This is a genomic window from Xanthomonas sp. SS, assembly GCF_014236835.1.
Lineage (GTDB): Bacteria > Pseudomonadota > Gammaproteobacteria > Xanthomonadales > Xanthomonadaceae > Xanthomonas_A.
This window is the reverse complement of sequence record NZ_CP051190.1, coordinates 603,299-629,287: the sequence shown is the minus strand read 5'-3', so window position 1 is coordinate 629,287 and position 25,989 is coordinate 603,299. Positions and strand designations below refer to the sequence as shown.

The 25,989-nt window shown below is 67.9% G+C and carries 21 protein-coding genes and 1 pseudogene; 6 read left to right on the top strand and 16 right to left on the bottom strand.

What is annotated here, in order from left to right; translation table 11 throughout:
• Positions 1-234: 234 nt before the first annotated feature.
• From HEP74_RS02760 to HEP74_RS02745, 4 genes are all read left to right on the top strand, one after another.
• Positions 235-1,485, top strand: a complete 1,251-nt coding sequence (locus HEP74_RS02760; RefSeq protein ID WP_185815091.1) for an efflux RND transporter periplasmic adaptor subunit — start codon at positions 235-237, stop codon at positions 1,483-1,485.
• 111 nt (positions 1,486-1,596) lie between these two features.
• Complete coding sequence (locus tag HEP74_RS02755) at positions 1,597-1,845, top strand: hypothetical protein (protein WP_185815090.1); 249 nt, start codon at positions 1,597-1,599, stop codon at positions 1,843-1,845.
• Positions 1,846-1,908: 63 nt separating this feature from the next.
• Positions 1,909-5,148: an efflux RND transporter permease subunit gene (locus HEP74_RS02750; RefSeq protein ID WP_185815089.1), complete on the top strand. Its 3,240-nt coding sequence runs from the start codon at positions 1,909-1,911 to the stop codon at positions 5,146-5,148.
• Between the two features lie 148 nt (positions 5,149-5,296).
• Positions 5,297-8,428, top strand: coding sequence for an efflux RND transporter permease subunit (locus HEP74_RS02745; RefSeq protein ID WP_185815088.1), 3,132 nt, complete (start codon positions 5,297-5,299; stop codon positions 8,426-8,428).
• A 445-nt stretch (positions 8,429-8,873) separates the two neighbouring features.
• Here the strand turns inward: HEP74_RS02745 and hglS are convergent, their stop codons facing one another.
• From hglS to HEP74_RS02700, 9 genes are all read right to left on the bottom strand, one after another.
• Positions 8,874-10,235, bottom strand: coding sequence for a 2-oxoadipate dioxygenase/decarboxylase HglS (gene hglS, locus HEP74_RS02740; RefSeq protein WP_185815087.1), 1,362 nt, complete (start codon positions 10,233-10,235; stop codon positions 8,874-8,876).
• Between the two features lie 656 nt (positions 10,236-10,891).
• Positions 10,892-11,434 (bottom strand): hypothetical protein, encoded by a 543-nt coding sequence (locus HEP74_RS02735; RefSeq protein WP_185815086.1) that lies wholly within the window; start codon positions 11,432-11,434, stop codon positions 10,892-10,894.
• A gap of 311 nt (positions 11,435-11,745) precedes the next feature.
• A complete protein-coding gene (locus tag HEP74_RS02730; RefSeq protein ID WP_185815085.1) occupies positions 11,746-12,513 on the bottom strand; it encodes an HAD family hydrolase in 768 nt (255 codons plus the stop codon).
• Positions 12,514-12,535: 22 nt separating this feature from the next.
• Positions 12,536-12,916, bottom strand: coding sequence for an EF-hand domain-containing protein (locus tag HEP74_RS02725; RefSeq protein ID WP_524540783.1), 381 nt, complete (start codon positions 12,914-12,916; stop codon positions 12,536-12,538).
• A gap of 274 nt (positions 12,917-13,190) precedes the next feature.
• The gene (locus HEP74_RS02720; protein WP_185815083.1) at positions 13,191-13,550 is read right to left on the bottom strand and encodes an EF-hand domain-containing protein; all 360 of its coding nucleotides are present in this window, start codon (positions 13,548-13,550) and stop codon (positions 13,191-13,193) included.
• 225 nt (positions 13,551-13,775) lie between these two features.
• Positions 13,776-14,165, bottom strand: a complete 390-nt coding sequence (locus tag HEP74_RS02715) for a hypothetical protein (RefSeq protein ID WP_185815082.1) — start codon at positions 14,163-14,165, stop codon at positions 13,776-13,778.
• Positions 14,166-14,365: 200 nt separating this feature from the next.
• On the bottom strand, positions 14,366-14,563 hold the full coding sequence (locus HEP74_RS02710; RefSeq protein WP_185815081.1) for a CPXCG motif-containing cysteine-rich protein: 198 nt from the start codon (positions 14,561-14,563) through the stop codon (positions 14,366-14,368).
• A gap of 31 nt (positions 14,564-14,594) precedes the next feature.
• Positions 14,595-15,317, bottom strand: a complete 723-nt coding sequence (locus HEP74_RS02705) for a M15 family metallopeptidase (protein ID WP_255427861.1) — start codon at positions 15,315-15,317, stop codon at positions 14,595-14,597.
• Between the two features lie 151 nt (positions 15,318-15,468).
• The gene (locus HEP74_RS02700; RefSeq protein WP_221893154.1) at positions 15,469-17,241 is read right to left on the bottom strand and encodes an MFS transporter; all 1,773 of its coding nucleotides are present in this window, start codon (positions 17,239-17,241) and stop codon (positions 15,469-15,471) included.
• Between HEP74_RS02700 and HEP74_RS22035 the strand changes: the two are divergent.
• Positions 17,233-17,340: pseudogene (locus HEP74_RS22035) on the top strand (LysR family transcriptional regulator); the annotation flags it as partial. The gene HEP74_RS02700 and the pseudogene HEP74_RS22035 sit on opposite strands and share 9 nt — an antisense overlap.
• Positions 17,341-17,417: 77 nt before the next feature.
• Positions 17,418-18,143 (top strand): LysR substrate-binding domain-containing protein, encoded by a 726-nt coding sequence (locus HEP74_RS02695; RefSeq protein ID WP_343203497.1) that lies wholly within the window; start codon positions 17,418-17,420, stop codon positions 18,141-18,143.
• A 302-nt stretch (positions 18,144-18,445) separates the two neighbouring features.
• On the opposite strand, the gene HEP74_RS02690 is transcribed toward HEP74_RS02695, so the two are convergent.
• The 7 genes from HEP74_RS02690 to HEP74_RS02660 all read right to left on the bottom strand — a co-directional run bounded on the left by HEP74_RS02690 (position 18,446) and on the right by HEP74_RS02660 (position 25,943).
• Complete coding sequence (locus HEP74_RS02690) at positions 18,446-19,831, bottom strand: peptidoglycan-binding domain-containing protein (RefSeq protein WP_185815079.1); 1,386 nt, start codon at positions 19,829-19,831, stop codon at positions 18,446-18,448.
• Positions 19,832-19,880: 49 nt separating this feature from the next.
• The gene (locus tag HEP74_RS21860; protein ID WP_255427860.1) at positions 19,881-20,426 is read right to left on the bottom strand and encodes a lysozyme inhibitor LprI family protein; all 546 of its coding nucleotides are present in this window, start codon (positions 20,424-20,426) and stop codon (positions 19,881-19,883) included.
• A 43-nt stretch (positions 20,427-20,469) separates the two neighbouring features.
• Positions 20,470-20,739, bottom strand: a complete 270-nt coding sequence (locus HEP74_RS02680; RefSeq protein ID WP_185815078.1) for a hypothetical protein — start codon at positions 20,737-20,739, stop codon at positions 20,470-20,472.
• Positions 20,740-20,775: 36 nt separating this feature from the next.
• Positions 20,776-22,749 carry a peptidoglycan-binding protein gene (locus HEP74_RS02675; RefSeq protein WP_185815077.1) on the bottom strand — a complete coding sequence of 658 codons (1,974 nt, stop codon included), beginning with the start codon at positions 22,747-22,749 and terminating at the stop codon, positions 20,776-20,778.
• Positions 22,750-22,916: 167 nt separating this feature from the next.
• Positions 22,917-23,702 carry a hypothetical protein gene (locus tag HEP74_RS02670; protein WP_185815076.1) on the bottom strand — a complete coding sequence of 262 codons (786 nt, stop codon included), beginning with the start codon at positions 23,700-23,702 and terminating at the stop codon, positions 22,917-22,919.
• Positions 23,703-24,106: 404 nt separating this feature from the next.
• On the bottom strand, positions 24,107-25,000 hold the full coding sequence (locus tag HEP74_RS02665) for a hypothetical protein (protein WP_185815075.1): 894 nt from the start codon (positions 24,998-25,000) through the stop codon (positions 24,107-24,109).
• A gap of 133 nt (positions 25,001-25,133) precedes the next feature.
• Complete coding sequence (locus HEP74_RS02660; RefSeq protein ID WP_185815074.1) at positions 25,134-25,943, bottom strand: N-acetylmuramoyl-L-alanine amidase; 810 nt, start codon at positions 25,941-25,943, stop codon at positions 25,134-25,136.
• Positions 25,944-25,989 lie beyond the last annotated feature (46 nt).

The following is a 25,989-nucleotide window of genomic DNA, read 5'->3' as shown; positions in this document are numbered from 1 at the left end:
CGGCAGGCCGGCACCGGCCAACGCGCCGCCGCGGCGAAAAAACCCTTAGGAATCCGTGTCAACCGATCCGCCGCCGGTGCGTTGCCGCTACCAGCGCCAATGGCCGCAGGCACGCGTCCCCCTCCCTTAAGTCATGGTCCAATCGCAACGCGCTGGCGATATGCTTCACCGCTTGTCGCACCAGCCACTGCGGGAGGGTCCCCTACCCCGCCTCGCCACAGGAGTTCCCCCCGGATGTCGCGTTTCTGGAAGATTGCGCTGCTGATCGTCGCAGCGGTGGCCGTGGTGCTGGTGGGCGCGCACTTCCTGCGCAGCGGACACGGCCATGGCCGCGGCGGCGCGGCAGCGGGCGGCGATGGCGACGACAGCACGAGCACGCCGATCCCGGTGACGGTGGTCGCCGCCAGCAGCCAGGCGGTACCGATCTACGCCACCTCCACCGGCACGGTGACCGCGCTGGCCACGGTCACGGTCAACCCGCAGGTGAGCGGGCAGCTGATGAGCCTGAACTTCCGCGAAGGCCAGGAAGTGAAGAAGGGTGACGTGCTGGCGCAGATCGACCCGCGCTCGCTGCAGGCCAGCTACGACGAGGCGGCGGCGAGCAAGCGCCAGAACCAGGCGTTGCTGGCCACCGCCCGCTCCACCTTCCAGCGTTCCGATTCGCCGGCCTACCGCCAGTACGTGGCCAAGACCGACCTGGACACGCAGCGCAACCAGGTGGCGCAGTACGAGGCCGCGGTCGCCGCTAACGACGCATCGATGCGCGCGGCGCAGGTGCAACTGCAGTACACCCGCATCCTCGCCCCGATCGACGGCATCACCGGCCTGCGCGGCGTGGACGTGGGCAACATCGTCAGCACCAGCAGCAGCATCGTCACCATCACCCAGATCCATCCGATCTACGTGGTCTTCAACCTGGCCGAGCGCGAGCTGCAGGGCCTGCGCGAGGCGCAGGCGGCCGGACCGCTGACGGTGGCGGCGCTGGACCGCAGCGACGCGCACGTGATCGCCGGCGACGGTCAGGTCGACGTGGTCGACAACCAGATCAGCAGCGACACCGGCACCTTCAAGGTCCGCGCGGTGTTCCCCAACCCCGGCAACGCGCTGTGGCCGGGCCAGTTCGTCAACGTGCGGCTGACCCTGCGCACGCTGGACAACGGCGTGGTGGTGCCGACCCAGGCGGTGCAGCGCGGCCCCGACGGCGACTACGTGTATGTGGTGCAGGGCGACAACACGGTCAAGATGCAGACGGTGAAGCAGGGCGCGGAAGTCGGCGACAGCCAGGTGCAGCTGGCGCAGGGCCTGAAGGCCGGCGAGCGGGTGGTCACCGAGGGCCAGTTCCGGCTCAAGCCGGGCAGCAAGGTCGCGCCGCTGAAGCCGGGCGAGGCGCCACCGCAGCCGAGCGAGGCCGAGCTGAAGGCGGCCGAGAGCAAGCAGCAGCGCAAGGACGGCGGCGGCGGCCGGCGCGGCGGCGGACCGCGCTGAGCAGGCCGGCATCGGCACGCGCGGCACGCGGCTCGCACCGCGGTTGCGGCGCGTCTGGATGACGGGCGGAGCACGCGCTCCCCGCCCGTCACCCTCAAGAGGAATCCCATCATGACCAATGTCGTCATCGCCTCCCAAGACCCGCTTGCGCAGAGCCTGCAGACGTTGCTGATCGACCAGCAGGGCTTCGTCGCCGGTCCGCCGCTCGACGCGCTGCAGAGCCGCACCGTCATCGCCTCGAGCACCGACGTCTACGGGCAATGGGGGCCGCACGGATACGGGTTCCAGGGCAACGTCGTCACGCTCGCGCCGAACCCCGATCCGACCAACCTGTTCGACCAGATGTCACTCGCCGACTGACGCAACGGCTTTCCCCGGCCCCGGTCCGTCCGGGTTCGGGACCTCACCAGCAAGGATATTCCTGTGGGCTTTTCGACGATCTTCATCCGCCGCCCGATCGCCACCACCTTGCTGATGGCAGGCGTGCTGTTGCTCGGCATCCTCGGCTACCGGCAGCTGCCGGTGTCGGCCCTGCCGGAGATCGACTCGCCGAGCCTGGTGGTGACCACCCAGTACCCCGGCGCCAACGCCAGCACCATGGCCTCGCTGGTGACCACGCCGCTGGAGCGGCAGCTGGGGCAGATTTCCGGGTTGCAGATGATGACCTCCGACTCGTCGGCGGGCCTGTCCACGATCATCCTGCAGTTCGCGATGGACCGCGACATCGACATCGCCGCGCAGGACGTGCAGGCGGCGATCCGCCAGTCCACCCTGCCCTCGTCGCTACCCTACCAGCCGGTCTACAACCGGGTGAACCCGGCCGATGCGGCGATCATCACCCTCAAGCTCAGCTCCGAGACGCTGCCGCTGCGCGACGTCAACAACTACGCCGACTCGATCCTGGCGCAGCGCCTGTCGCAGGTGCCCGGCGTGGGCCTGGTGTCGATCGCCGGCAACGTGCGCCCGGCCGTGCGCATCCAGGTCAATCCGGCGCAGCTGTCGAACATGGGCCTGACCATGGAGGCGCTGCGCAGCGCGCTGACCGAGACCAACGTCAACGCGCCGAAGGGCTCGCTCAACGGCAAGACCCAGTCCTACAGCATCGGCACCAACGACCAGCTGTCCAGCGCCGCCGACTACCGCGACACCGTCATCAGCTACAAGAACGGTGCGCCGGTGCGGCTGTCGGACGTGGCGCAGGTGGTGGACGGGGTGGAGAACGACCAGCTCGCGGCCTGGGCCGACGGCAAGCCGGCGGTGCTGCTGGAGATCCGCCGCCAGCCCGGCGCCAACATCGTGCAGACGGTGGAACAGATCCGCACGATCCTGCCGCAACTGCAGGCGGTGCTGCCCAGCGGCGTGCACCTGGACGTGTTCTCCGACCGCACCGAAACCATCCGCGCCTCGGTGCACGAGGTCAAGTTCACCCTGATCCTGACCATCGGCCTGGTGGTCGCGGTGATCTTCGTGTTCCTGCGCCGCCTGTGGGCCACGATCATCCCGTCGGTGGCGGTGCCGCTGTCGCTGGCTGGCACCTTCGCGGTGATGGCCTTCGCCGACATGTCGCTGGACAACCTGTCGCTGATGGCGCTGGTGGTGGCCACCGGCTTCGTGGTCGACGATGCGATCGTGATGATCGAGAACATCGTGCGCTACATCGAACAGGGCAAGAGCGGACCGGAGGCGGCGGAGATCGGCGCCAAGCAGATCGGCTTCACCGTGCTGTCGCTGACCGTGTCGCTGGTGGCGGTGTTCCTGCCGCTGCTGCTGATGCCGGGCGTCACCGGGCGCCTGTTCCACGAGTTCGCCTGGGTGCTGTCGATCGCGGTGACGATCTCGATGCTGGTGTCGCTGACGCTGACGCCGATGATGTGCGCCTACCTGCTCAAGCCCGACGCGCTGCCCGAAGGCGAGGACGCGCACGAGCGCGCGGCCGCGGCCGGCAAGACCACCGTGTGGACGCGCACCGTGGCGCTGTACGAGCGCTCGCTGGACTGGGTGCTCGCCCACCAGCCGCTGACCCTGGCGATCGCGCTGGCGACGATGGTGCTGACCGTGGTGCTGTACGTGGTGATCCCCAAGGGCCTGCTGCCCGAGCAGGACACCGGGCTGATCACCGGCGTGGTCCAGGCCGACCAGAACGTGGCGTTCCCGCAGATGCAGCAGCGCACCCAGGCGGTGGCCGAGGCGCTGCGCCGGGATCCGGCGGTGACCGGCGTGGCCGCCTTCATCGGCGCCGGCTCGATGAATCCCACCCTCAACCAGGGCCAGCTGAGCATCGTGCTGAAGACTCGCGGCGACCGCGACAGCCTGGAGGAGGTGCTGCCGCGGCTGCAGAAGGCGGTGGCCGGTTTGCCTGGCGTGGCGCTGTACCTGAAGCCGGTGCAGGACGTGACCCTGGACACGCGCGTGGCGGCAACCGAATACCAGTACTCGCTGTCGGACGTGGATAGCGCCGAACTGGCGACCCAGGCCGCGCGCCTGACCGAGGCGCTGCGCAAGCGCCCGGAACTGGCCGACGTGGACAACAACCTGGCCAACCAGGGCCGTGCGCTGGAGCTGACCGTCGACCGCGACAAGGCCAGCGCGCTGGGCGTGCCGATGCAGACCATCGACGACACCCTGTACGACGCCTTCGGCCAGCGCCAGATCTCCACCATCTTCACCCAGCTCAACCAGTACCGCGTGGTGCTGGAAGTGGCGCCGCAGTTCCGCAACAGCACCGCGCTGCTGCACCAGCTGGCGGTGACCAGCAACGGCAGCGGCGCGCTGACCGCCAGCAACGCCACCAGCTTCGGCCAGACCACCTCCAGCAACTCGTCCACCGCCACCGGCATCGGCAACCAGAACACCGGCATCGCCGTCGGCAGCGGCGGCACCGTGCCGCTGGCCGCGGTGGCCGAGGCCAGGGTCGCGACCACGCCGCTGGTGGTCAGCCACCAGCAGCAGCTGCCGGCGATCACCGTTTCGTTCAACCTGGCGCCGGGCTATTCGCTGTCGCAGGCGGTGGCGGCGATCGAGGAAACCAACGAGCAGTTGCAGCTGCCGCCGCAGCTGCATGCCGAATTCATCGGCAAGGCCGCCGAATACACCGGCAGCCAGACCGACATCGTGTGGCTGCTGCTGGCCTCGGTGGTGTTGATCTACATCGTGCTCGGCGTGCTCTACGAGAGCTATATCCATCCGCTGACGATCATCTCCACGCTGCCGCCGGCCGGCGTCGGCGCGCTGCTGGCGTTGATGCTGTGCGGGCTGAGCCTGTCGGTGGACGGCATCGTCGGCATCGTGCTGCTGATCGGCATCGTCAAGAAGAACGCGATCATGATGATCGACTTCGCGATCGACGCACGCCGCGAGGGCGCCAACGCCCACGATGCGATCCGCCGCGCCTGCCTGCTGCGCTTCCGCCCGATCATGATGACCACCGCCGCGGCGATGCTCGGCGCGCTGCCGCTGGCGCTGGGCGACGGCATCGGCTCGGAACTGCGGCGCCCGCTGGGTATCGCCATCGTCGGCGGCCTGCTGCTGTCGCAGCTGGTCACCCTGTACACCACCCCGGTGATCTACCTGTACATGGAGCGCGCCTCCGAGCGGATGCGCGCCTACCGCGAACGCCGCGCGGCGCGGCGCGACGCGGCAGTGGCGGCGGGGCGGACGGTATGAGTTGCCGGGAATGGGGAAACGGGAATCGGGAATCGCAGGGCGTCTGCGGCCTGCGGTCCCCTCGAACGCCTGACGACTTGCGCAAGCAAGGAGCGTGCAAGCGCGCCGCTTTCCGAATCCCCAATCCCCACTCCCCAATCCCGGCCCCATGAACATCTCCGGCCCCTTCATCCGCCGCCCGATCGGCACCACGCTGCTGGCCATCGGCCTGTTCGTGATCGGCATGATGTGCTACCTGCGCCTGGGCGTGGCGGCGCTGCCGAACATCTCGATCCCGGTGATCTTCGTGCAGGCCAGCCAGGCCGGTGCCGATGCCTCGACGATGGCGTCCACGGTCACCGCGCCGCTGGAACGGCACCTGGGCCAGATCCCCGGCATCGACACCATGCGTTCCTCCAGTTCGGAGGGGAACAGCCAGGTGTTCATGATGTTCCAGAGCGACCGCAACATCGATTCGGCGGCGCAGGACGTGCAGACCGCGATCAATTCCGCGCAGGCGGACCTGCCCTCGGGCCTGTCCACGCCGCGCTACCAGAAGGCCAATCCCAACGACGACCCGGTCATCGCCATCGCGCTGACCTCCGACACCCAATCGGCCGACGAGCTGTACAACGTCGCCGACTCGCTGCTGGCGCAACGCATCCGCCAGATCAGCGGCGTGGCCTCGGTCGACATCGGCGGCGCCTCGACCCCGGCGGTGCGGGTGGACGTGAACCTGCGCGCGCTCAACGCGATGGGGCTGACCCCGGACGACCTGCGCAATGCGGTGCGCGCGGCCAACGTGACCTCGCCCACCGGCTTCCTCAGCGACGGCAGTTCCACCACCGCGATCGTGGCCAACGATTCGGTGGCCAAGGCCGCCGACTTCGGCCAGGTGGTGATCTCGCAGCAGAACGGCCGCACCGTGCGCCTGCGCGACATCGCCAACGTCTACGACGGCCAGCAGGACGCCTACCAGGCGGCCTGGTTCGGCGGCAAGCCGGCGGTGGTGATGTATGTGTTCACCCGCGCCGGCGCCAACATCGTGGAGACGGTGGACCGGGTCAAGGCGCAGATCCCAATGCTGCGCGGCTACCTGCAGCCGGGCACCAAGATGTCCGCCTACTTCGACCGCACCCCGACCATCCGCGCCTCGTTGAACGAGGTCCAGGCCACGCTGCTGATCAGCCTGGCGATGGTGGTACTGACCATGGCGCTGTTCCTGCGCCGGCTGGCGCCGACGCTGATCGCCGCGGCCACCGTGCCGCTGTCGCTGGCCGGCGCGGCGCTGGCGATGTACGTCATGGGCTTCACCCTGAACAACCTGAGCCTGCTGGCGTTGGTGATCGCGATCGGCTTCGTCGTGGACGACGCGATCGTGGTGATCGAGAACATCATGCGCCACCTCGACGAAGGCATGTCGCGGCTGGACGCGGCGCTGGCCGGCGCACGCGAGATCGGCTTCACCATCGTCTCGATCACCGCCTCGCTGGTGGCGGTGTTCATCCCGATCCTGTTCGCCAGCGGCATGATCGGCACGTTCTTCCGCGAGTTCACCGTGACCCTGGTCGCGGCGATCTGCGTCTCGGCGGTGGTCTCGCTGACCCTGACCCCGGCGCTGTGCAGCCGCTTCCTGTCCGCGCATGCCGAACCGGAACGGCCGAGCCGCTTCGGCGCGTGGCTGGAGCGCGTGCACGCCGGCATGCTGCGCGTGTACACCGTGGCGCTGGACTTCTCGCTGCGCCACGCGCTGCTGCTGGCGCTGACCCCGCTGCTGCTGATCGCCGCCACCGTGTTCCTGGCCGGCGCGGTGAAGAAGGGCTCGTTCCCGGCGCAGGACACCGGCCTGATCTGGGGCCGCGCCAGTTCCAGCGCCACCGTGTCCTTCGCCGACATGGTCAAGCGCCAGCGCCGCATCACCGACATGCTGATGTCCGATCCGGCGGTGAAGATCGTCGGCGCGCGCCTGGGCAGCAGTCGTCAGGGCTCCAGCGCCAGCTTCAACATCGAACTCAAGCGCCGCGACGAGGGCCGCACCGAGACCACCGCGCAAGTGCTGACGCGGCTCAGCGCCAAGGCCGACCGCTACCCGGACCTGCAACTGCGCCTGCGCGCGATCCAGGATCTGCCCAGCGACGGCGGCGGCGGCACCAGCCAGGGCGCGCAATACCGCGTCTCGCTGCAGGGCAACGACAACACCCAGTTGCAGGAATGGCTGCCCAAGCTGCAGGCGGCACTGAAACAGAACCCTAAGCTGCGCGACGTCGGCACCGACGTGGACACCGCCGGCCTGCGCCAGAACATCGTCATCGACCGCGCGCAGGCCGCGCGCCTGGGCGTGTCGATCGGCGCGATCGACGGCGCGCTGTACGGCGCGTTCGGCCAGCGCCAGATCTCCACGATCTATTCGGACCTCAACCAGTACAGCGTGGTGGTCAACGCGCTGCCCGAGCAGACCGCCACGCCGGCGGCGCTGGACCGGATCTACGTGCCCACGCGCAGCGGCGCGATGGTGCCGCTCACCGCAGTTGCACACCAGGTGCCGGGCCTGGCGCCGCCGCAGATCACCCATCAGAATCAGTACACGACGATGGACCTGAGCTACAACCTGGCGCCCGGGGTGAGCACCGGCGAGGGCGATGCGATCATCGCCGCCACCGTCGCCGGCCTGCGCATGCCCGGCGACATCCGCATCGCCGACGGCGGCGGCTTCGGCGTGGCGCTGCAGCCGAACTCGATGCTGATCCTGGTGCTGGCGGCGATCGTGGTGGTCTACATCGTGCTGGGCATGCTGTACGAGAGCCTGGTGCACCCGGTGACGATCCTGTCCACGCTGCCGGCCGCGGGCATGGGCGCGCTGCTGGCGCTGTGGCTCACCGGCACCGAATTGTCTGTGATCTCGATGATCGCGCTGGTGCTGCTGATCGGCATCGTCAAGAAGAACGCGATCATGATGATCGACTTCGCGCTGGTCGCCGAGCGCCAGCACGGCAAGTCGCCGCTGGAGGCGGTGCGCGAGGCCTGCGTGGTGCGCTTCCGCCCGATCATGATGACCACGATGGTGGCGATCCTGGCGGCGGTGCCGCTGGCGGTGGGCCTGGGCGAAGGCTCGGAGCTGCGCCGCCCGCTGGGCATCGCGATGATCGGCGGCCTGCTGATCTCGCAGAGCCTGACCCTGCTCAGCACCCCGGCGCTGTACGTGATCTTCTCGTGCCTGCGCGAGCGCTGGCGCGCGCGGCGGGCACGCAAGCGCGAGCGGCGCCAGGCGCGCACCGCCCCGCAAGCGGCTGCATCGCACTAGTCAAGTCGGCCGCGGCGCTTGGTGCCTTCTCCCCTCGGGAGAAGGTGCCCCGCAGGGGTGGATGAGGGTACGGGCGCAGCCTCGTGCGCCCAAACTCCGCGAGACGCTTCGCGCCGGACCCTCACCCCAACCCCTCTCCCGAGGGGAGAGGGGCTACGGCTGCTCCCTTCTCCCACCGGGAGAAGGTGCCCCGCAGGGGCGGATGAGGGTACGGGCGAAGCCTCGCGCACCCAAACTCCGAGAGACGCTTCGCGCCGGACCCTCACCCCAACCCCTCTCCCGAAGGGAGAGGGGCTTAGGCTATTCCTTCTCCCCTCGGGAGAAGGTGGCCCGCAGGGGCGGATGAGGGTACGGGCGCAGCCTCGTGCACCCAAACTCCGAGAGACGCTTCGCGCCGGACCCTCACCCCAACCCCTCTCCCGGCGGGAGAGGGGCTTTCGGTGGCTCAGCCCTGCAGCGCTTCCAGCGAGGTGCGCTCGATGCCGGCGTAGATCGCGAATTCGTCGTGCACCGCCGCGCCCAGTGCCTGCTCGAACGCGGCGCGGTTGGCATGCGCGGCATAGGCGCGCTGTTCGCCGCCGCCCAGGTTGGACTGGAAGATGCCCGCGGCGCTGACCGGCAGGAAGTCCTCGTAGACGATCGGGTCGGCGCTGGCCAGGCCATCGGCGATCAGCGACTCGGCGGGCCTGCCGGCCAGGCCGGCGGCCCCAGCGGCGCGGCCGGCCTCGGTCAGCGCATAGCGGAAATAGCCCAGGCCTTCGCGGCGCAGCGTGGCGTAGTCGTCGGGAAACTGGGCGAACGCGGCCTGCAGGCGCGTGGCGTAGTCGCCGCCGGCGCTGCCGTCGGCGGCGCGCGCGCGCTCCAGCAAGGCGTCGTACAGCGCGCGGCCCTTCGGGGTCAGGGCCAGACCGCGCTGCTCGATCTCGCCGAAGCGCGCGGTGTGGGTGCCGGCCTCGGCAGCACCGTCGCCAGCCGGGAAGCGCACCGTCTCCTCCAGCGCCTTGAAGCTGGTCTGGCGCAGCAGGATCGGGCAGCGCCGGCGCGGCGGACCCTCGATCACCGCCTTGGCGTCGATGCCCCGGCGCAGCATTTCCGCCTGCGCCGCATCGATGTCCAGCGTGCGCGGGGTCAGGTGGTTGATATGCGGGCCGTGGAAACTGACCACGTCGGCGATCAGCTTGTGCGCATCGCTCAACGCGCGATGCGTCGGCAGCGTCACGGTAGCATCGCCGTGCCAGCGGAAGGTCTCCAGCGCCTCGGCGACGAAGCGCTGCGCGTCGGCCTCGCCCAGGCCACCGTCGCGCTCGCAGCGCTCGATCAGCTGCAGCGCGCCCTCGGTGAAGATGCCTCGCTGCGCGAGGATCTGCGCAGCCTGCTCGCGTAGCGCCGGGTCTTCGATCAGTTCCAGCCGCAGCAGTGAGGTGAACACGCGGAACGGATTGCGCGCCAGCGCCGCCGCGTCGAGCGGACGGAACGCGGTGGAATGCACCGGCACCCCGGCCACCGACAGGTCGTAGTAACCGACCGGATGCATGCCCATCACCGCGAACAACCGCCGCAGCGTGGCCAGTTCCTCGGCGCTGCCGACACGGATCGCGCCGTGCCGCTCCTGGTCCAGCCGCGCGCGCTCGTCGTTGCGCTGCAGCTGCGCGTCCAGCGCCGGATCGGCGGCCAGGGTCGCCGCGTTGACCTGCGCCACCAGCTCCATCAGCGTGCCGTACAGCGGCACCTCGGTGCGGTACATATCGGACATGGCCTGCGCGAACAGACTGCGGATGGCATCGGGCGAAACGAAAGCAGTGGTCATCGGACGGTCCGGAGCGGCGGTAGCGCCGGGCACCAGGTCCGGCAGAACGCCTATTCTCGCGCCGTGGCGACGGCGCGGCCAGTCGTACGCGTGGATCGCCGCCATGAGGGGGAACGCGAGCGCAGCCGGCGTGGAAGGGTGCTGGCTGGGTGGCTGAGCCGGCGGCGGTCAGCAGCAGGAACAGCGCTTGCTGCTAGACGCTTGCCGCCAGGCGCCCGGCTGTAGCGGCTTGCAAGCGGACCGCAGGCCCCATATGGGAGCGACTTCAGGGTACCTGCAAGCCCCAAAAGCTCGCCCAAGCATTCGCAGTGATTGATGTGCCTGGCGTGCAGTCTCGGAATCGAGGTTAGAAGTGCCCTTCAGTCGCGACAAGCGCAGCGGCGGCGCTTACCGGTTTTCGCGGCTGTCGGCTTAGGCTTGGTACGCCGACGCGTCGCGACTGAAGGGCACTTCTAATAACCCGAAAAGCTCGGCCTAAGCGTTCGCAAGCGATTGATGTGCCTAGCGTGCAATTCTGGGAATCGAGGTTATTAGAGGTGCCTTGAAGTCGCTCCCACAGGGGTTTCGCCGGATTGGCCCAGCACTGCGGGCATTCGAGCGGAGCCTCCGCATCGGCCGCGCGCCGCCGACCGCTTTCTGTAAGGCGTCGGCCGCGTCTACTGCACCGCCGCTTGGTCGCGCTGCGCGCGGTCGCCGAGTTGGCGGCGCAACAGCGCATCCAGCGCGATCGGCCGGTCCCAGTGGTCGTAGCTGGCGACGATCGCGTGGCGCAGCGCACGGTAGGTCAGCGAACCTGGCTCGACCTGCAACGCGTTCGCTACGTCCGCCCAGCTGGCGTCGGGGCCGGCGCCGGCCCGCGCACGCACCACCTCGCGGTACGGCAGTCCCGCCGCCTTGGCCAGGAAGCAGGCGAAGTAGATGTCGCGCGGCGGCCAGCGGCGCTCGCGCAACAGCGCCTCGGCATAGCCCCGCGGCAACTGCGCATAGCGCGCCACCTCGTCCAGGAAGCTGTCCGGATAGCGCGCGGCATAGCGGTCGATGTCCAGCAGTTGGCGGTCGATCCAGGCATCGCCGCTGCCGGGCACGGCGGCATCCGCCGCAGCAGCGCTCGGCGCCGCTGTGTCCTGGGCCATTGCGGCGCTCGCCATGCATAGCGCCAGCGGCAGGATCAGGCAGAGGGAGCGCAGGCGAGACGGCATGTGTCGATTCTGCCGGATGCCGGCATGACTGTCAGGGTGGCGCTGTTGGTACGGTCTCCACGAAGGCCCGCAACGCGCCGCATCCACCCGACATGGCAGACACGCTCGGCTTACGCTCAGCGCAAGTGCGCGCCGGATGGAGAATCGGCACCGATGGCACGCGGTCACTCCGCTCGGGCCGCTCCCGCGGCGTACCGGCGAACGCGAAGCGCGCGCTCACGTACTGCCGCTACCAGCGTCTGCTTTCGTACTCGCTGCACGCACTGGCGGCGCGGCGATCGATGCCTAGGGAACCGGCACCGCAAGCGCCCTCACCCCAGCGGCAAAACACCCTGCGCCGCCGCATGCCGGTTCAGGTCGGCTACCGCCTGCGGCCACTCGGCCGCCGTGGCCACCTCGCGCAGACGCGGTTCGTCGGCGGACACGCCATGCTCGGCCTCGTGCGCCCAGGTGGTGGCATAGGGCGTATGGATGCCCCAACCGCCGAGCGCGATCACCGGCTCCACGTCCGAGCGCAGCGAGTTGCCGATCATCACGAAGCGCTCGGCACCGATGCCGAATTCAGCCAGCACCTTGGCGTAGGTCTTGGGATCCTTTTCCGACACGATCTCGATGCGCGGGAACAGCGCACCGAGTCCGGATTGCGCGATCTTCGCCTCCTGGTGAAACAGATCGCCCTTGGTGATCAGCACCACCTCGAAATCGGCGGCGATCGCCGCCACCGCCTCGCGCACGCCGGCGATGACCTCCACCGGATGCTGCAGCGTGGCGCGACCGATCTCGACGATGCGCTGCAGATCGCGCGCGGAAATACGGGCATCGGTCAGTTCGATCGCCGCCTCGATCATCGACAGGGTCATGCCCTTGGCGCCGTAGCCGAACACTTTCAGATTGCGCCGCTCCACCGTCAGCAGATGCTGCTGGGTGCCGACGTCGCGCAGGTCCAGGTAGTGGCCGAGGATGGCTTCGAACGCGGCTTCGGCGTCGCGGTAGTAGTCCTCGCTTTTCCACAGCGTGTCGTCGCCGTCGAAGCCGACCAGAGCGATGGCGGAGGAGCGCAGAGCGGTAGGAGTAGGCATCGCGCAAGCATAGCAGCGCCGCTTATTGCGCCGCAGGATCGCCGGGGCCGGGCTGATAGTGCGCGTACTCCTCGCGCGACAACGCGCCGTCGGCATCGGCGTCGAACGTGTCGAAGGTTTCGCGCAGGACCGGGTCGGCGGCGGCTTCGGTACGGTCGATGCGGCCGTCGCGGTCCAGGTCCAGTGCGGCGAAACTGCGTGCGCCCGCAGAAGCACCGGCGTCGCTGGCAGGCGCTGCCGGCACCGGCAAGGTCGAGGCCGGCGGCGCGGGCAATGGCGGCAGCGGGGCCGGCGCCGGGGTGGGCGCGGGTGTCGGCACAGGGAGGGGCAATACGGGTGCGGCAGGATCCTGCTGCGGCGCGGCCATGCCGGTTGCGGCGAGAGCCGCCAACGACGACGCCAGGCACAGGCGCAGCGAATAGCGTGAAGAACTCATGGGCGGCCCCATCCAACGGCGAATGGACACCCTACTCCTTGCGGCGCCGCTTATGGCCGCAGCGATGCCGGCCGTGCCGATGTTTCGGTTGCAGTGCAAAAGCGGAAGGGCGGCACCAGGCCGCCCTTCCTCACACCTATCTTTCACGTTCGATCAGGCCAGTTACGTCGTCTCCGCGCCGCGATCGGCACGCGTCCTCGTCTATGCGCGTACCGACCGCGGCGCCTTGCCGTCGTCGGCGTTACTGACCGTTGCTGCCGGCGGCGCCGCCCTGCTGCTGTTTGGCGACATACGCCTTGTATTCGTCCGGGGTCAACTTGCCGTTGTGATCGGCATCGGCCTGCGCAAAGATCTGGCTGAGGCCAGCATTGACCTGCGCTTCCTGCTTGCTGATGGCGCCGTCGCTATCGGTATCGACGTCGGCCCAGGTCTGGCCGCCGCCCGAAGCGCCGGATTGCGCGGACTGCCCGGTCGCGCTGGTGGGCGACTGCGCCTGGGTGGCGGCATCGCTCTGCGCATCCTGGGCGAAGGCCGGCATGGCCAGTGCGGCGGCGAGAATGGCGGCGGTCCCGATCAGCGGCGTGCGGTTGCGAATGTTCATGGGTGGTCTCCTGTGCTCTCTCGGTTGTGGCATGCCCGGTTGAATCCGGTGCATGGCTACACCGTGCCCGTGCCAGGCTGAATCCATTCCCTTGCGAAAAACCGCAGGCAACGCTTCATTAACCACCTCGGGGAGAACACGCGTTACCGGCTTGGTTAGCGCTTGGTGAGCGTGCGGTAAGGCCTTCGTTCGAGACGTTCGGAACTTGGAAAAAAAGCGTGTGTTTCACCCGATTTCGCGTTCCTCGTCGCCGGATTTTTCGCTTGAACGCGAACTGAACGCGACCCAGGCCGCGGCGACACCGGCAAGCGCACCGGACACTTCCAGCACCACCCGCGAGCCCAACTCGTTCGGATCGTGGATGCTGGCCAGCGCCAGCCGCGCGTACAACGGCGACTCCAGGCGCACGATGCCGGTGTAGAACAGGTTCCAGCAATCGATCCCCGCCGACACAGCGACCGCGATCAGGCACGACCAGCCCAGCGCATGGCCCTCGGACCATTGCAGCCAGCGGCACAGGCGGTGCCACAGCGCGTACACGAGGAACCCGACCGCGAACGCGATCAGCCCGGCTTCGAGCGAGCCCAGCAGGCCGAAGTGCAGCGGGAGATTCATTGCGGTGCTTCCTGGTGGCGAGGAGAGCGCCAGTCTAGGCGGTGTGGCTGCCTGCGTGCGGTCCTAACTAAGCGTCGCCATCCCCACAACGCATGCGGGCATCCTCGCAAAGCGCAATGTCAAAGGCTTCTGCCGTGACCATTCCCCGAGGCCACCAGGAGTCCGCGCTTACCCCCGGCAATCGACCGAGAGGAACCGCATCAGCCATCGTTTTCGGCACTGGCGCTCACCACCGGCGCACCGTCTTCGTCCCAGCGCACCGTCACCAGCATCGGCCGGCAACAGACCTGGCAATCCTCCACGTATTGCTGCGTCTCGACCGACGGGTCCAGCGCCAGGTCGATCCATTCGCCGCAATACGGGCACTGCAGGTCGATGAAGCTTTGCATGCCGGACATGAGCTTGGCCTATGAAGCGATACGGGAAGCCCTAGCGTACCGGCACGTCGTAGGCGGTGCCGGGGCTGGGTTCGGGCTGGAAGGTGTAGTGCCACCACTCTAGCGGGTAGTTGGCGAAGCCCTGCGCCGCCATCGCGCGCAGCAGGCGCTGGCGGTTCGCGCGTTGGGCCGCATCGATTCCTGCCGCGTCGGTGTGCGCCAACGGATCGAAGAAGTCGAAGCCGGTACCCATGTCCAGCGGCGCGCAATGGCCACTGCGGCAGTCGAGCAGGCCAAGGTCCAGCGTCGCGCCGCGGCTGTGGCCGGAGGTCTCGGCGATGTAGTCGCCGAGCAGCACGCGCTTGTCCAGGCGCGGGTAATAACGCGCCTTGGCGAGCTGGTCGCCGAGGTCGCCCGCCCAGGCCACGAAGGCGCGCACCGAGCGCTGCGGCCGGTAGCAGTCGAACACCTGCAGGCTGTAGCCCTCGGCGCGCAACGCGTGCTGCACGCGCGCCAGCGCTTGCGCAGCCGGGGCCAGCAGATAGCACTTCGGCGCGTCGTAACCGGGCACCGGGCGGCCGGTGAAGTTGTCGTGGCCGGCATAGCGGATGTCCATCGTGATGTCCGGCGCGACCTCGTGCACGTCCACCAACCCGGCTTGCGCGGGCGTGGTCGCCGGCGACGCGGCCGGCGTGACCGCCGCGCTCAGCGCGCTGCCCGGCCCGGCGACGGCACATGCGGCGAGCAGCACGAGCGCGACACGGCGTGCGCGCAATGCCTGGCGCTGCTGACGCGGCACGGGATGCGGCACAACGGAGGCGAAATGCGACATGGCCCCAGCATAGGCCATCGCGCCGCACGACGGCCCGCCTGTGCCATTGGATTCGATCGCGAAGCACGCATGGCGGCGATCGCCTGCTTGCCGCTCAGGCGTTGTGCTTCACGGCGCGCGGTGACGGCTCGCCCATAGCCTTGCGCGCGGGCGACGCGTCACTCGCAGCCGCGTCGGGCCACGGCTGCAGCGCATGCTCCGACGCTGCTTCCTGGGCCGAGCGATGCGTCAACAAACCGAAGACCATGCCGCTCGACAGCACCGTGATTGCGCTGAGGATGTAAAGCAGGATGCGAAAGGCGTCGCCGTAGCCGTGCACCAGCAAGGCCTGATCGATACCGAGCAACACGGTCGCGGCATGCGCCAGGTCGCCCATCGCCAGGCGCTGCGCGGCCTCGGGCAAGGCCTGCGCGCCATCCACCAGGTCCGCGCCGCGCAAGCGGGACTGCACCAGGCCGGCGAGCATGGCGGCTACCACGGCCAGCGCCACGCCTTCGCCGGCCACGCGCGTGGTGCTGAAGATACCCATGGCCATGCCGGCGCGTTCCTTAGGCACCACGCTCACGGCCAAGCCATCCATCAGGCCCCAGGGCAGACTGGTGCCCAGGCCGATCACCAGCAGCGGTCCCAACCACTGCGCGGCAGGTTGCCCCGGCGTGCACTGCGCCAGCCACGCCAGGCCGCCGGCGGCGGTCAACAATCCGATGCCGGAGATCAGGCCGGCCGACAGCCAGCGCGTCAGCATGCCCGCCAGGATCGGCACGATCAGCATCGGTGCGGACAGGGCGATCATCATGCGTCCGGCCGCCATCGCGCTGTAGCCCTCGATGCCGATGAAGCGTGCCGGCAACAGCACCTGCAGCACGACGTAGCAATAGGCCGGCGCCGCCGCCAGGAACTGCACGCCGACGAAGCGCGGGTAGCGGAACAAGGACAGGTCCAGCATGGGCCGCTTCACCCTGGTCTCGATCAGCACGAAGGCCGCCAGCAGCACGGCCGCGGCGGCCAGCGGGCCGGCCACCGTGAGGTCGCTCCAACCGTGCTCCGGCGCTTGCAGCAACGCATAGGTGAACAGCGTCAACGCCGCGGTGAAACCGAGGGCGCCGAGCCAGTCCAACCCTTGCGCATCCGGGTCGCGCGATTCGGGCATGCAGCGCCAGCCGCAGAGCAGCGCCAACGCAGCCAGCACGGTGACGCTCAAAAAGACCGAACGCCATCCCAGGCGCTCGATCAGGAAACCGGCGAGCACCGGCCCGAACGCCAGGCCGACGCCGGAGGTGGTGCCCAGCAGGCTGAAGGCCCGGGTGCGCGCATGACCGTCGAAGTGCTGTGCCAGTGCCGCCGCGCCACCGGCAAACGCCGCCGCGCCGGCCACGCCCTGCACGGCACGCAGCGCATCGAGCCAGACGATGTCCGGCACGAAGACCAGGGCCAGCGAGGCGGCGGCGAAACCGCCCATCCCCAGAACGAACAGGCGGCGGCGGCCGAACTGGTCGGCGAGCGCGCCGGCCGCCATCAGGCAACCACCGAAGCCCAGCATGAAGGCATTGGTCACCCAGTTCAGGGCGACGGGACTGCCGCCCAGGCTTTGGCCGATGGCGGGCAGCGCCACCGCCGGGCCGGTGAAGCTCAGCGGCATGGACAAGGCAGCGAGCAATACCGCGCCGAGAAGCAGCCATTTCTTCGCGTCGGCAGCGTGCGTGGGGTCAGGAGAATTCACATCGGATCCTTTGTCGGGCGCATCCACAAAACGGATCGACAAAAGATAGGATGGCTTCAATCGGCTTGAAACAAGCCATGATTCCGGATAGACACGACAAATTGTCGTCAATTCCATCTCCGCAGAGGCCGAGAAAAAATGGACCATGTGAGCGGGCTGACCGCGTTCGTCCGTGCAGCCGAGACCCGCAGCTACGTCGCCGCGTCCAGGGTACTGGGGCTGTCGCCCTCGGCCATCGGCAAGAGCATCGCGCGGCTCGAGGCCAAGCTCGGCGTGCGCCTGTTCCATCGCAGCACGCGCAGCATCGCCTCACCGAGGAAGGCATGCAGTTCTTCGAGCGCTGCCGCCGGATCCTGGAAGACCTGGAAGATGCGCAGGCGGCGCTCTCCAAGAATGCGAGCGCGCCGCGCGGACGCCTGCGCATCAGCGTGCCCGCCGCGGGGCACCGGTTGTTGATGCCGGTATTGCCAGCCTTCGTCCAGGCGTATCCGCAGGTGGAACTCGACATCGATTTCAGCGACCGGTTGGTCGACGTCGTCGACGAAGGCTTCGACATGGCGATCCGCAGCGGCACGCTGGCGGACTCGCGGCTGTCGGCGCGCGGCCTGTGCCCCTTCCGCTTCAAGCTGTGCGGCTCGCCGCGGTACTTCGCCCAGCACGGCATGCCCGCGCATCCGCAGGACCTGGCGGCCCATCGCTGCCTGCGCTTCAGGTATCCGTCGAGCGGCAAGCTGCAGGAGTGGCGCCTGAGCGAAGCGGGTGCCGACTTGGCCGAACTGCGCGTGCCCACGACCATGACCCTGGGCAGCATCGAAGCCACGCTGAGCGCGGCCATAGGCGGCATGGGCATCGCCTACCTGCCCGATTTCGCGGTGGAAGACGCCCTGCGGCAGGGCCTGCTGCAGACGGCGCTGGAGCACTACAACGTCGTCGAAGGCACGTTCTGGATGTTGTGGCCTTCGCACCGCCATGTGCTGCCCAAACTGCGCGTGTGGATCGACCATCTCTCGGCCAGCCTGGGCACGCGCGGCGAACAGCCGGGGCGATGAGCTGGAGCATTGCTGGCGTTTGCGTCAGCTGTGCCGCTCGAGCGTTGCTTCCTTGCGAGCAGCAGACAGACGATGACACCGCTGGCGCAGCGTTCCTGCAAAATGCCTCGCACATGCGGTCGCTGCCGATGCGCGGCGCTGTATGGCGGGACAAACGAAATCGAATACCTACGCGAGCCACGAGCGACTACGCCGTGGCTGTTGCCTCTGCACGAGAGGCGTTGGCCGCCAGCCCGGTGAACCCGGGCTGGCGCCTGTTGCAACGCAGTTGGCGCCAGCGACAACCGCCGGCGCCATAGGGATCAACGCCCTTGCGACGGTGCCGATTGCGACTGGGTACGCTGCTGGTCCTGGGTCTGCTCCTGCGCCTGCGTCTGGCGCTGGGTTTCGGCCGCCAGTTGTTGCTGGCTCTGCTCCAGCGGCACCGTGGCGGCCTGCTGCCGGTCCACGTAGGCGCGGTTCACGTCGTGCGGGTTGTTCGGGTTGCGCTCCACCGCGATCATGCCCTTGCCGTCGGTGCTGTGCACCAGATCGTCGATGCGCGACATGCCGTTGACCTTGGCCTCGAACGCGACCTGGCCGGCCGCGCGCTGCATCTCCTCGCGGCTGCCGAAGCCGCCGTTCGGCCCCTGCTTCTCCAGTTGCTTGACCGCCTGGTCGAACATCGGATTGTCGCGGCGCAACTGCTCCACGCCCTGCTCCCGCTGCAGGCTCTTGTCGATGGAGGCGAGCGTCTCCGGGCCGGCCTTGCCGTCCACGCCCTTGAGCCGGTTGTCCTGCTGGAATTTCTCCACCGCCGCCTCGGTCTTCGGACCGTAGGTGCCGATGGCGTCCTTCGCGTCCAGGTAACCGAGCTTGGACAGCTTCTCCTGCATGTCCTTCACCGCGGCGCCCTGCTCGTTGCGCTTGAGCACGCCGTCGCCGTTGTCCGCATGCGGGCCGTTGCCGCCGTGCGACTTGTCCGCGTGCGGTGCACGCTCATGCTTGGCCGGCTGCTCGCCGGTCCGGGTGACCGTCTTGTCCTGGTCGGCCAGCTTGAGCAGGTCCGCCTTCTCGTTCTCGGCGCGGTTCTGCAGCGAATCCAGAGTCCTCTGCTTCTCCACCCGCGGGAACAGTCCCTTGACGTGGTCGGCCTTGTAATCCTGCACCGCGCTGACGATGTCCTTGTCGGAGAGCTTGGACAGGTCGTAGTCCTTGCCGAACTTCTCTTCCAGTCCATTCAGGAACACGCCCGAGCCGCCCGGCTTCTTGTCGCTGCCGGGGCCGTACTGCACCGCGGTGCTCCACAGCGCATCCTGCACCGCCGGACCGCGGTCGGACAGGTCCACGCCCTTGTCCTGCAGCCGGTCGACCAGCTTGTCGTAGTGCGTGCGCTTGATGTAGTCGTGCTGCTCCTGCGCGAAGCTGTCGTCGGTCCTGGCCAGCTCCTTCCACTTCGCGCTGAAGTCGGCCGAGCCGGGCTTCAGGCCGGCGAAGTCGTCGGCGTACTTGCTGTCCTTCACGAAGGCCGCGACCGTCCCGCCCACGATGACCGTGCCTTCCTTGGTCTTGACCTGCGAGGTCATCTGGTAGGAACCGTAGGACACGCCACCCGGATCATCGATGCCGGAGGACACCGTGCTCGAGCCGCGTCCGCCGGTTTCGTAATGCTTCGAGGTCTGACCCAGTTCCCAATCCTTGTCGCTCATCGTCCATCTCCTTGTCTAAAAAATTGCATCGCAAAAACCACTGCAGGAATCAGCGCGCTTCCAGTTCGTCCGCGCGCTTGGCGGTCATGTCGAGACGGCATTCGGCGGCATCCACACGCCCCGCCTGCCCGCTGTCGGGATCGTAGAAACACTGCTCGTCGCGATCGGAGATCCACTTGCGTTGCTGCTCGCGCAGCGCGTTCTTTTCCGCGTCGCCCAGCTTGGCCATCAGCGCCTTGTAGACCGTGTTCAGGCGGCCATCCTGGTATTCGTATTCGGTATCGATGCAGTCCTGCATCGTCGGGGTCACGCCTGCGGCGGCGCTGATACATGCGTCATAGGAAGGTCGCAGCACGACGTTTTCTCCTGAAGGTTTCGATGGTGCGGCGGCAGCATCCGCCTCGGTGGACGGCGCGCTCGGCGCTTGCGGATTCGACGCAGGCGCGTCGCTCGCGGGCGATACCGGCGCGGTCGCTGGCGCAGCGGTGGCGGATTGCGCAGCCGGCGCCGGCGCGGAAGATCCGCCGTTGCACGCCGCGGTCAGACCGCAGAGCACGAGCAGGCAGGAAACAGGAAGAACCTTGACGGTGGCCACTTTGGAATTCGCCTTGTGGTGATGCGTGTAAGGGAGGGCAGTTCTAAACGATCGTCGAAACCGTGTCCATCGGATCGTCGGATTGCGGCGACACCGCTACACGGCCGTTCAAACAACGCAGACAGGCTGGCGGCAGCGTCTCGACAAGCCGCAAAGTGCCTTGCATGCGCAACGTCCACTTGACGGACGCGATCGGTCGCTTCGCACGCGGCACCTGCTCGATGCCGCGTGCGTCGCCAAGCAGGAAAGCCATGCAGCAGCGAGCGCGCCTGGACGCCAGCCGATCGATGATCGAACCGGCATCGGCTGCCATCCGCGTGACGGCGGCAACCGATGCTGGCGACACGCATCAGCGCGTCGGTGTCTGCGACTGCGTCTGGGTGCGCTGATCCTGGGTCTGCTCCTGCGCCTGCCGCTGGGTTTCCGCGACCAGCTGCTGCTGGCTCTGCTCCAGCGGCACCGTCGCGGCATGCTGCTTGTCCACGTAGGCGCGGTTCACGTCGTGCGGGTTGTTCGGGTTGCGCTCCACCGCAATCAGGCCCTTGCCGTCGGTGCTGTGGACCACATCGTCGATGCGCGACATGCCGCCGACCTTGGCCTCGAACGCCACCTGCCCGGCCGCACGCTGCATTTCCTCGCGACTGTTGAAACCGCCGTTCTGCCCCTGCTTCTGCAGCTTCTCCAGCGCCTGGGTGAACAGCGGATTGTCGGCACGCTGCGCTTCGGCTGCAGCCGGGTTGGCCTTGGCCTCCGCCTTGCCCTGCGTCTGCAGCTTGCTCAGCGCATCGAGGGTGACCTTGTCGGCGATGCCGGTCGGCTCGATGCCCTTCTCGCGCTGCAGGTTGGCCACCACTTCCTTGGTCTTGTCGCCGTAGTAGCCGGTGCCGGTCAGCAACTTGCCGCTGTTGTCCTTGATGCCGTGCTCGATCAGGCTCTGCTGCATCGCCTTCACGTCGGGGCCCTGCTCGCCCGGCTTCAGCGAGGTGCGCGCGTCATGGCCTTGGCTGTGATTCTGCGACTGCGTCTGCTGCCTGTCCTGCAGCAGGTCGCGCGCCTTGGCCAGCGGGTCGGACGCGAACAGCTTGGCGTTCTTGTGGCCGGCCAGGTAATCGTCCAGCGGCATGGTGTTCACGCCCTTGCTGCCGGTGGATTGGCTGACAAGCAGCTCGCCGTTCTTCGGGTCGCGCACCACCATCATGATGTGGTCGATGCCGTTCCAGTAGTCATGCCCCGATTTCTGGCTGGCATCGACGCCGATGACCATGCCTTCCTTCAGCGCGCCGGGCTTGAACACGTCCTGGCCCTGCAGCAGCACGCCGGAACTGAGCGAAGCCTTTTTGACGATGTCGCCGGAGCCGACCATGCCTTGCGTCAACAGATCCTTTTGGCCGAACACCTCGTGGCCAGCTTTCTTGTTGATCTCCAGCATCGTCTTGTTCTGCAGTTCGGTCACCCAGCCGGAGCAATCGATGTAGCCCTGCTCGAGATGCTTGCCGTCCACGCCGGGGTGGGAAAGCCTGTGGCCCTTGATGTTGATCGCGTACTTCACGTCGTCGTACTTGATGCCCATCTCGTACGCGGCGGTGAGCTTGATCCCGTCGTGGCCGTCCTGCTTGGCAGTCGCGGCAGTCGTGGCCGGATGTGCGGCTGGATGCGGCTGCATGCGACCCGGCGGGACCGGCTGCGGGGCATGGCCCTCGGTAATCGGCTTGATGCCCTTTTCCGGGATCGCGATGTGGTCGAACTTGGTGTCCCAGTACTTCAGGAAGGTCTTGGCCATGTCCTGGTCGGACATCTTCTTGAACTCGGCCAGCGAAGACCCGGTGTAAGCCTCGAACTGCTTGGCGCCGCCCGCATCCTTTTCGCGCGGCACGTTGTTGAGGATGTTCGAGCGCGTGTCTTCGCGCGCGAAGCTGCCGGTGGCGACCGCGGTCTGGATCGAGCGGTAGCCGCCAGCACCCTGCTGGTGCGCCATGTACATGTCCAGGCCATCGGGCTGCGGCTTGCCGGACAGGTACGGACGGTGGTCCTTGTCGTGCTGCCGGGTCAGCGAATGCTGGTTGTCCTGGTACAGGCGCGCCGCGGCATCGGTATTGGCGACTGCATCCAGCTCGCGGCCGCTGATGCCGTAGGCCGCTGCAGTGCCGGGGGTGAACTGGAACAGGCCCTTGGCGCCGTTCGGGCCGCGGCTGGCCTGCTCGTTGAACTTGCCGCCGGTTTCGATATAGGCGAAACGCATGAAATCGTCGACCGGAATGTGGCGTTCCTTGGCCTCACGCTCGATGATGTCGAGGTTCTCGGCCTTCGTGTAATCGCGTGCCATCTCGTGTTACTCCTTGAGGTTGATATACGGCGGCGTGCGCCGACAAGGTCAACCGAGCTCGTCCGTGAGCTTGTTAGTGCGCGGTCAACAAAACTGTTCGGGTACTACGTGTGCTGCTGTGTTGCTGCTGCCAGCGCGCCCATCCACAGATCGGCGCGCTGGCGGGTTCATGCGTTATTCGTGGGCAGGTACTGTGCGCTCGCCTGGTCGTACGCATAGAGCACCGCATCGGATGCATCGAGCATGCGCGCCCGGCCGGGGCCGGCGATCGCGGTACCGCTCAGCACCACCTGCACGTCTGGCATCGGTTCGCCCGGCACCGGTTTGAAGCTCAGTGTGCCGACGCTGGAAACGTGGGGGACGACGCCCTCTTCGTCGCTGCTGGCCTCGTTGTCCTCGCCGGCCGCGACCGTTCCCCGATACACCCAGCCCTGGTAATCGCCCAGCTCGTTCTTGTTCGGGTCGAAGGTGAATAGCGCGAAGCCGGCACTGGTGACGCCATTGTCGAAGCTCGACGTCGGCACCGCCAGCAGCAGGTGGCCGTTGTCCAGCACATGCTGCTGCGGCTTGCGCTTCTCGTCGACCGCATCGGCGCGCTCGTAACTGCCGAAGGCACCGACGTAGCGCTGTGCGTGGAAGACCATCCATGGCCGCTCGCTGCCGGGGTTGGTCAGGACGAAGGTGGCCTGGCTGAGCGAAACGCTTTCGTCCGGACCGGGAAAGGTTTCCTCGTCATCGTTGCCGTACCTGCCGCGCGTTGCATAGGCGAAACCGGTGTAGTAGTGCTTGCCGCCCAGATCGAAATGCTGGCCGCACCAGAAGCTGGCCACGGCGCCGTTGTCGATTTCGTACGAGAGGGCGCCATCGCCGTCGATCCCGTAGATCAGATACAGCACGCTGCCCGGATAGGGCGGCGCTTCGGTGGCGACGGCAAGCTTGTTGTCATTGGACATGTGCAGAACATCCTGTATTCGTTGAAGAAGCCGAAAAACACTCCTGAAAATCCCGACACGCCACGCCGCCGTATCCGGATGCCGCCCGCTTGCGCATCGCAGACACAGCGCGACCTACGTGGATGAAGAACTCCTCGCAGGCGCGGCTTCGGACAGAGAACGGTGGATTGCAATCCGGCCCCAAAGCAGGGGCGGTGATGGCGATTCGCGCATGGCGAACCGCAAGCCGGCGTTCCACTCCGGCATTTCGGGCGAGTGCAGCATCCATTGCCGCTCGCGAATGACTCGCCTGATCATCAGGCCCCGTGCCGGCATCTTACCCAGTTCCATTGCCGGCGACCAGCGGGCAACGCCCCTCCGCGCCCACCTCCGGCCGGCCCTGGTGCGGGCCGGTCGGCGGCTGTTCAGCGATCCAGCGGCGGCGTGTACTGGCCCTTGGCCTGGTCGTACGTATAGGTCGCCACGTCGGCGGGGCCGAGCGTGCGGACCTTGCCGGGGCCGGCGATGGCGGTGCCGCTCATGGCCACGTGCAGGCCCGGCAGCGGCCCGGTGCCGGATTCGAAGCTCAGCGTACCGGTACTGGCCGCGCACTTCATGGTGCCCTGGTCGTCGCAGGCCGCGCCATTGTCCTCGCCAGTAGCCACGGTGCCCAAGTAGACCCAGCCCTTGTAGTCGCCAAGGTCGTTCTTGTTCGGGTCGAAGGTGAACACGGCGAAGCCGGAGCTGCTGATGCCGTCGGCGAAGTGCGTGGTCGGCAGCGCCAGCAGCAGGTGGCCGTCCTTGGTCTCGGTGCTCTGCGGCTTGCGCTTCTGGTCCAGCGTATCGGCCTTCTCAGAAGCGCCAAAATCGCCGGCCCAGCGCTGCGCATGGAACAACGTCCAGGTCGGCTTGCCGTCCACGCTGTCGAGCACATAGGTGGCCTGGCTGATGCTCACGCCGACCGCGGGATCCGGCGTGTTCTCTTCCTCGGACTTGCCGTATTTCTCCGGACCCGCATTGGCGAAGCCGGTGTAGTAGTGCTTGCCGCCGAGGTCGAAGCGATAGCCGTACCAGAAGCTGGCCAGGGCGTTGTTGTCGATCGTGTAGGACGCCGAGCCGTCGCCCTTCTCTCCATAGATGTCGTCGAGCACGCGACCAGGTGCCGGCACCTCGACCGCGACCGGATCGGATTGCGCGGCGGCGGGTGCGGCCGGCGCGCTCGCTGCAGTGCCCGCCTGCGCGGCGGCGGGTTGCTTGTCCGTGCAACCGCCGATCAACACGAGCGTTACCGCCCACAGGGCTGTCTTTGCGAGCCTCATCACTGCGTCCTTTGGAGTTCTTGGCGCGCTCATGCTACCAAGAACGCGTTGCATCCAATGGACGCCCCGCGCCAGCTCGATGCGGCGGCACAGGCGTGGTCGCCCGCATGCGGTGGCGGACGACCCGGCAGCGCTACGGCACGTCCTGTTCCAGCGCCGGGGTCGGCTGTGGCTGCGGTCGCGCCTGCGCCGGCTGGGTCAAGGCATGGAGGATGCGCAAGTCCTCGGCATCGAAAGCGGTGGCGTCGTTGCCGCGGTAGTGGTGGTGGAAGGCGCGCAGCGTGGCCGCGCGGTCGTCGAGCGGATAGCCGATCAGCGCCAGCGCCTGCCACGGGTCGAAACCGGGCGGCGCCGGCGGCGTGTCCGCGGCGGGCCAGCGGCCGAAACCAGCTTCGGCCAGACGCTTCCATGGAAACAGCGGGCCCGGATCGACCTTGCGCGTGGGCGCGAAGTCCTCGTGCCCGACCACCTGCGTGCGCGGGATGCGCAGCCGCGTGCACAGATCCTCCAGCAACAGCAGCAGGCTGTCGATCTGCGCGGGGGCGAACGGGGTCTTGCCGTCGTTGTCCAGTTCGATGCCGATCGAGGCGGAATTGATGTCGGTGATCGTGCCCCAGCGCCCGGCGCCGCCATGCCAGGCGCGGCGTTCGTCGCTGACCAACTGATAACGCTTGCCGTCGCGACCGATCAGGTAGTGCGCGCTGACCTTGCCCTTGCTGTTGTGCGAACGCAGCGTGTCCAGGCTGCGCTGCACCGAGTCCTGGTCGGTGTAATGGATCACGATCAGGATCGGCCGACGCAGATCCTGGTTCGGCGACGGCACCCACTCGGCCAGCGGATTGCGCTGCGGCGCGTGCGCGCAGGCACCGAGCAGGGCGACCAGCGCCAGCGGTGCCAGCCAGCGGATGCGGGGCGATGCGGGTGTGGGAAAGCGTCGGGTCATGGAGAAGATTCCGGGGTATCTGACAGTGAGCAGCAAGCGCAAGCAA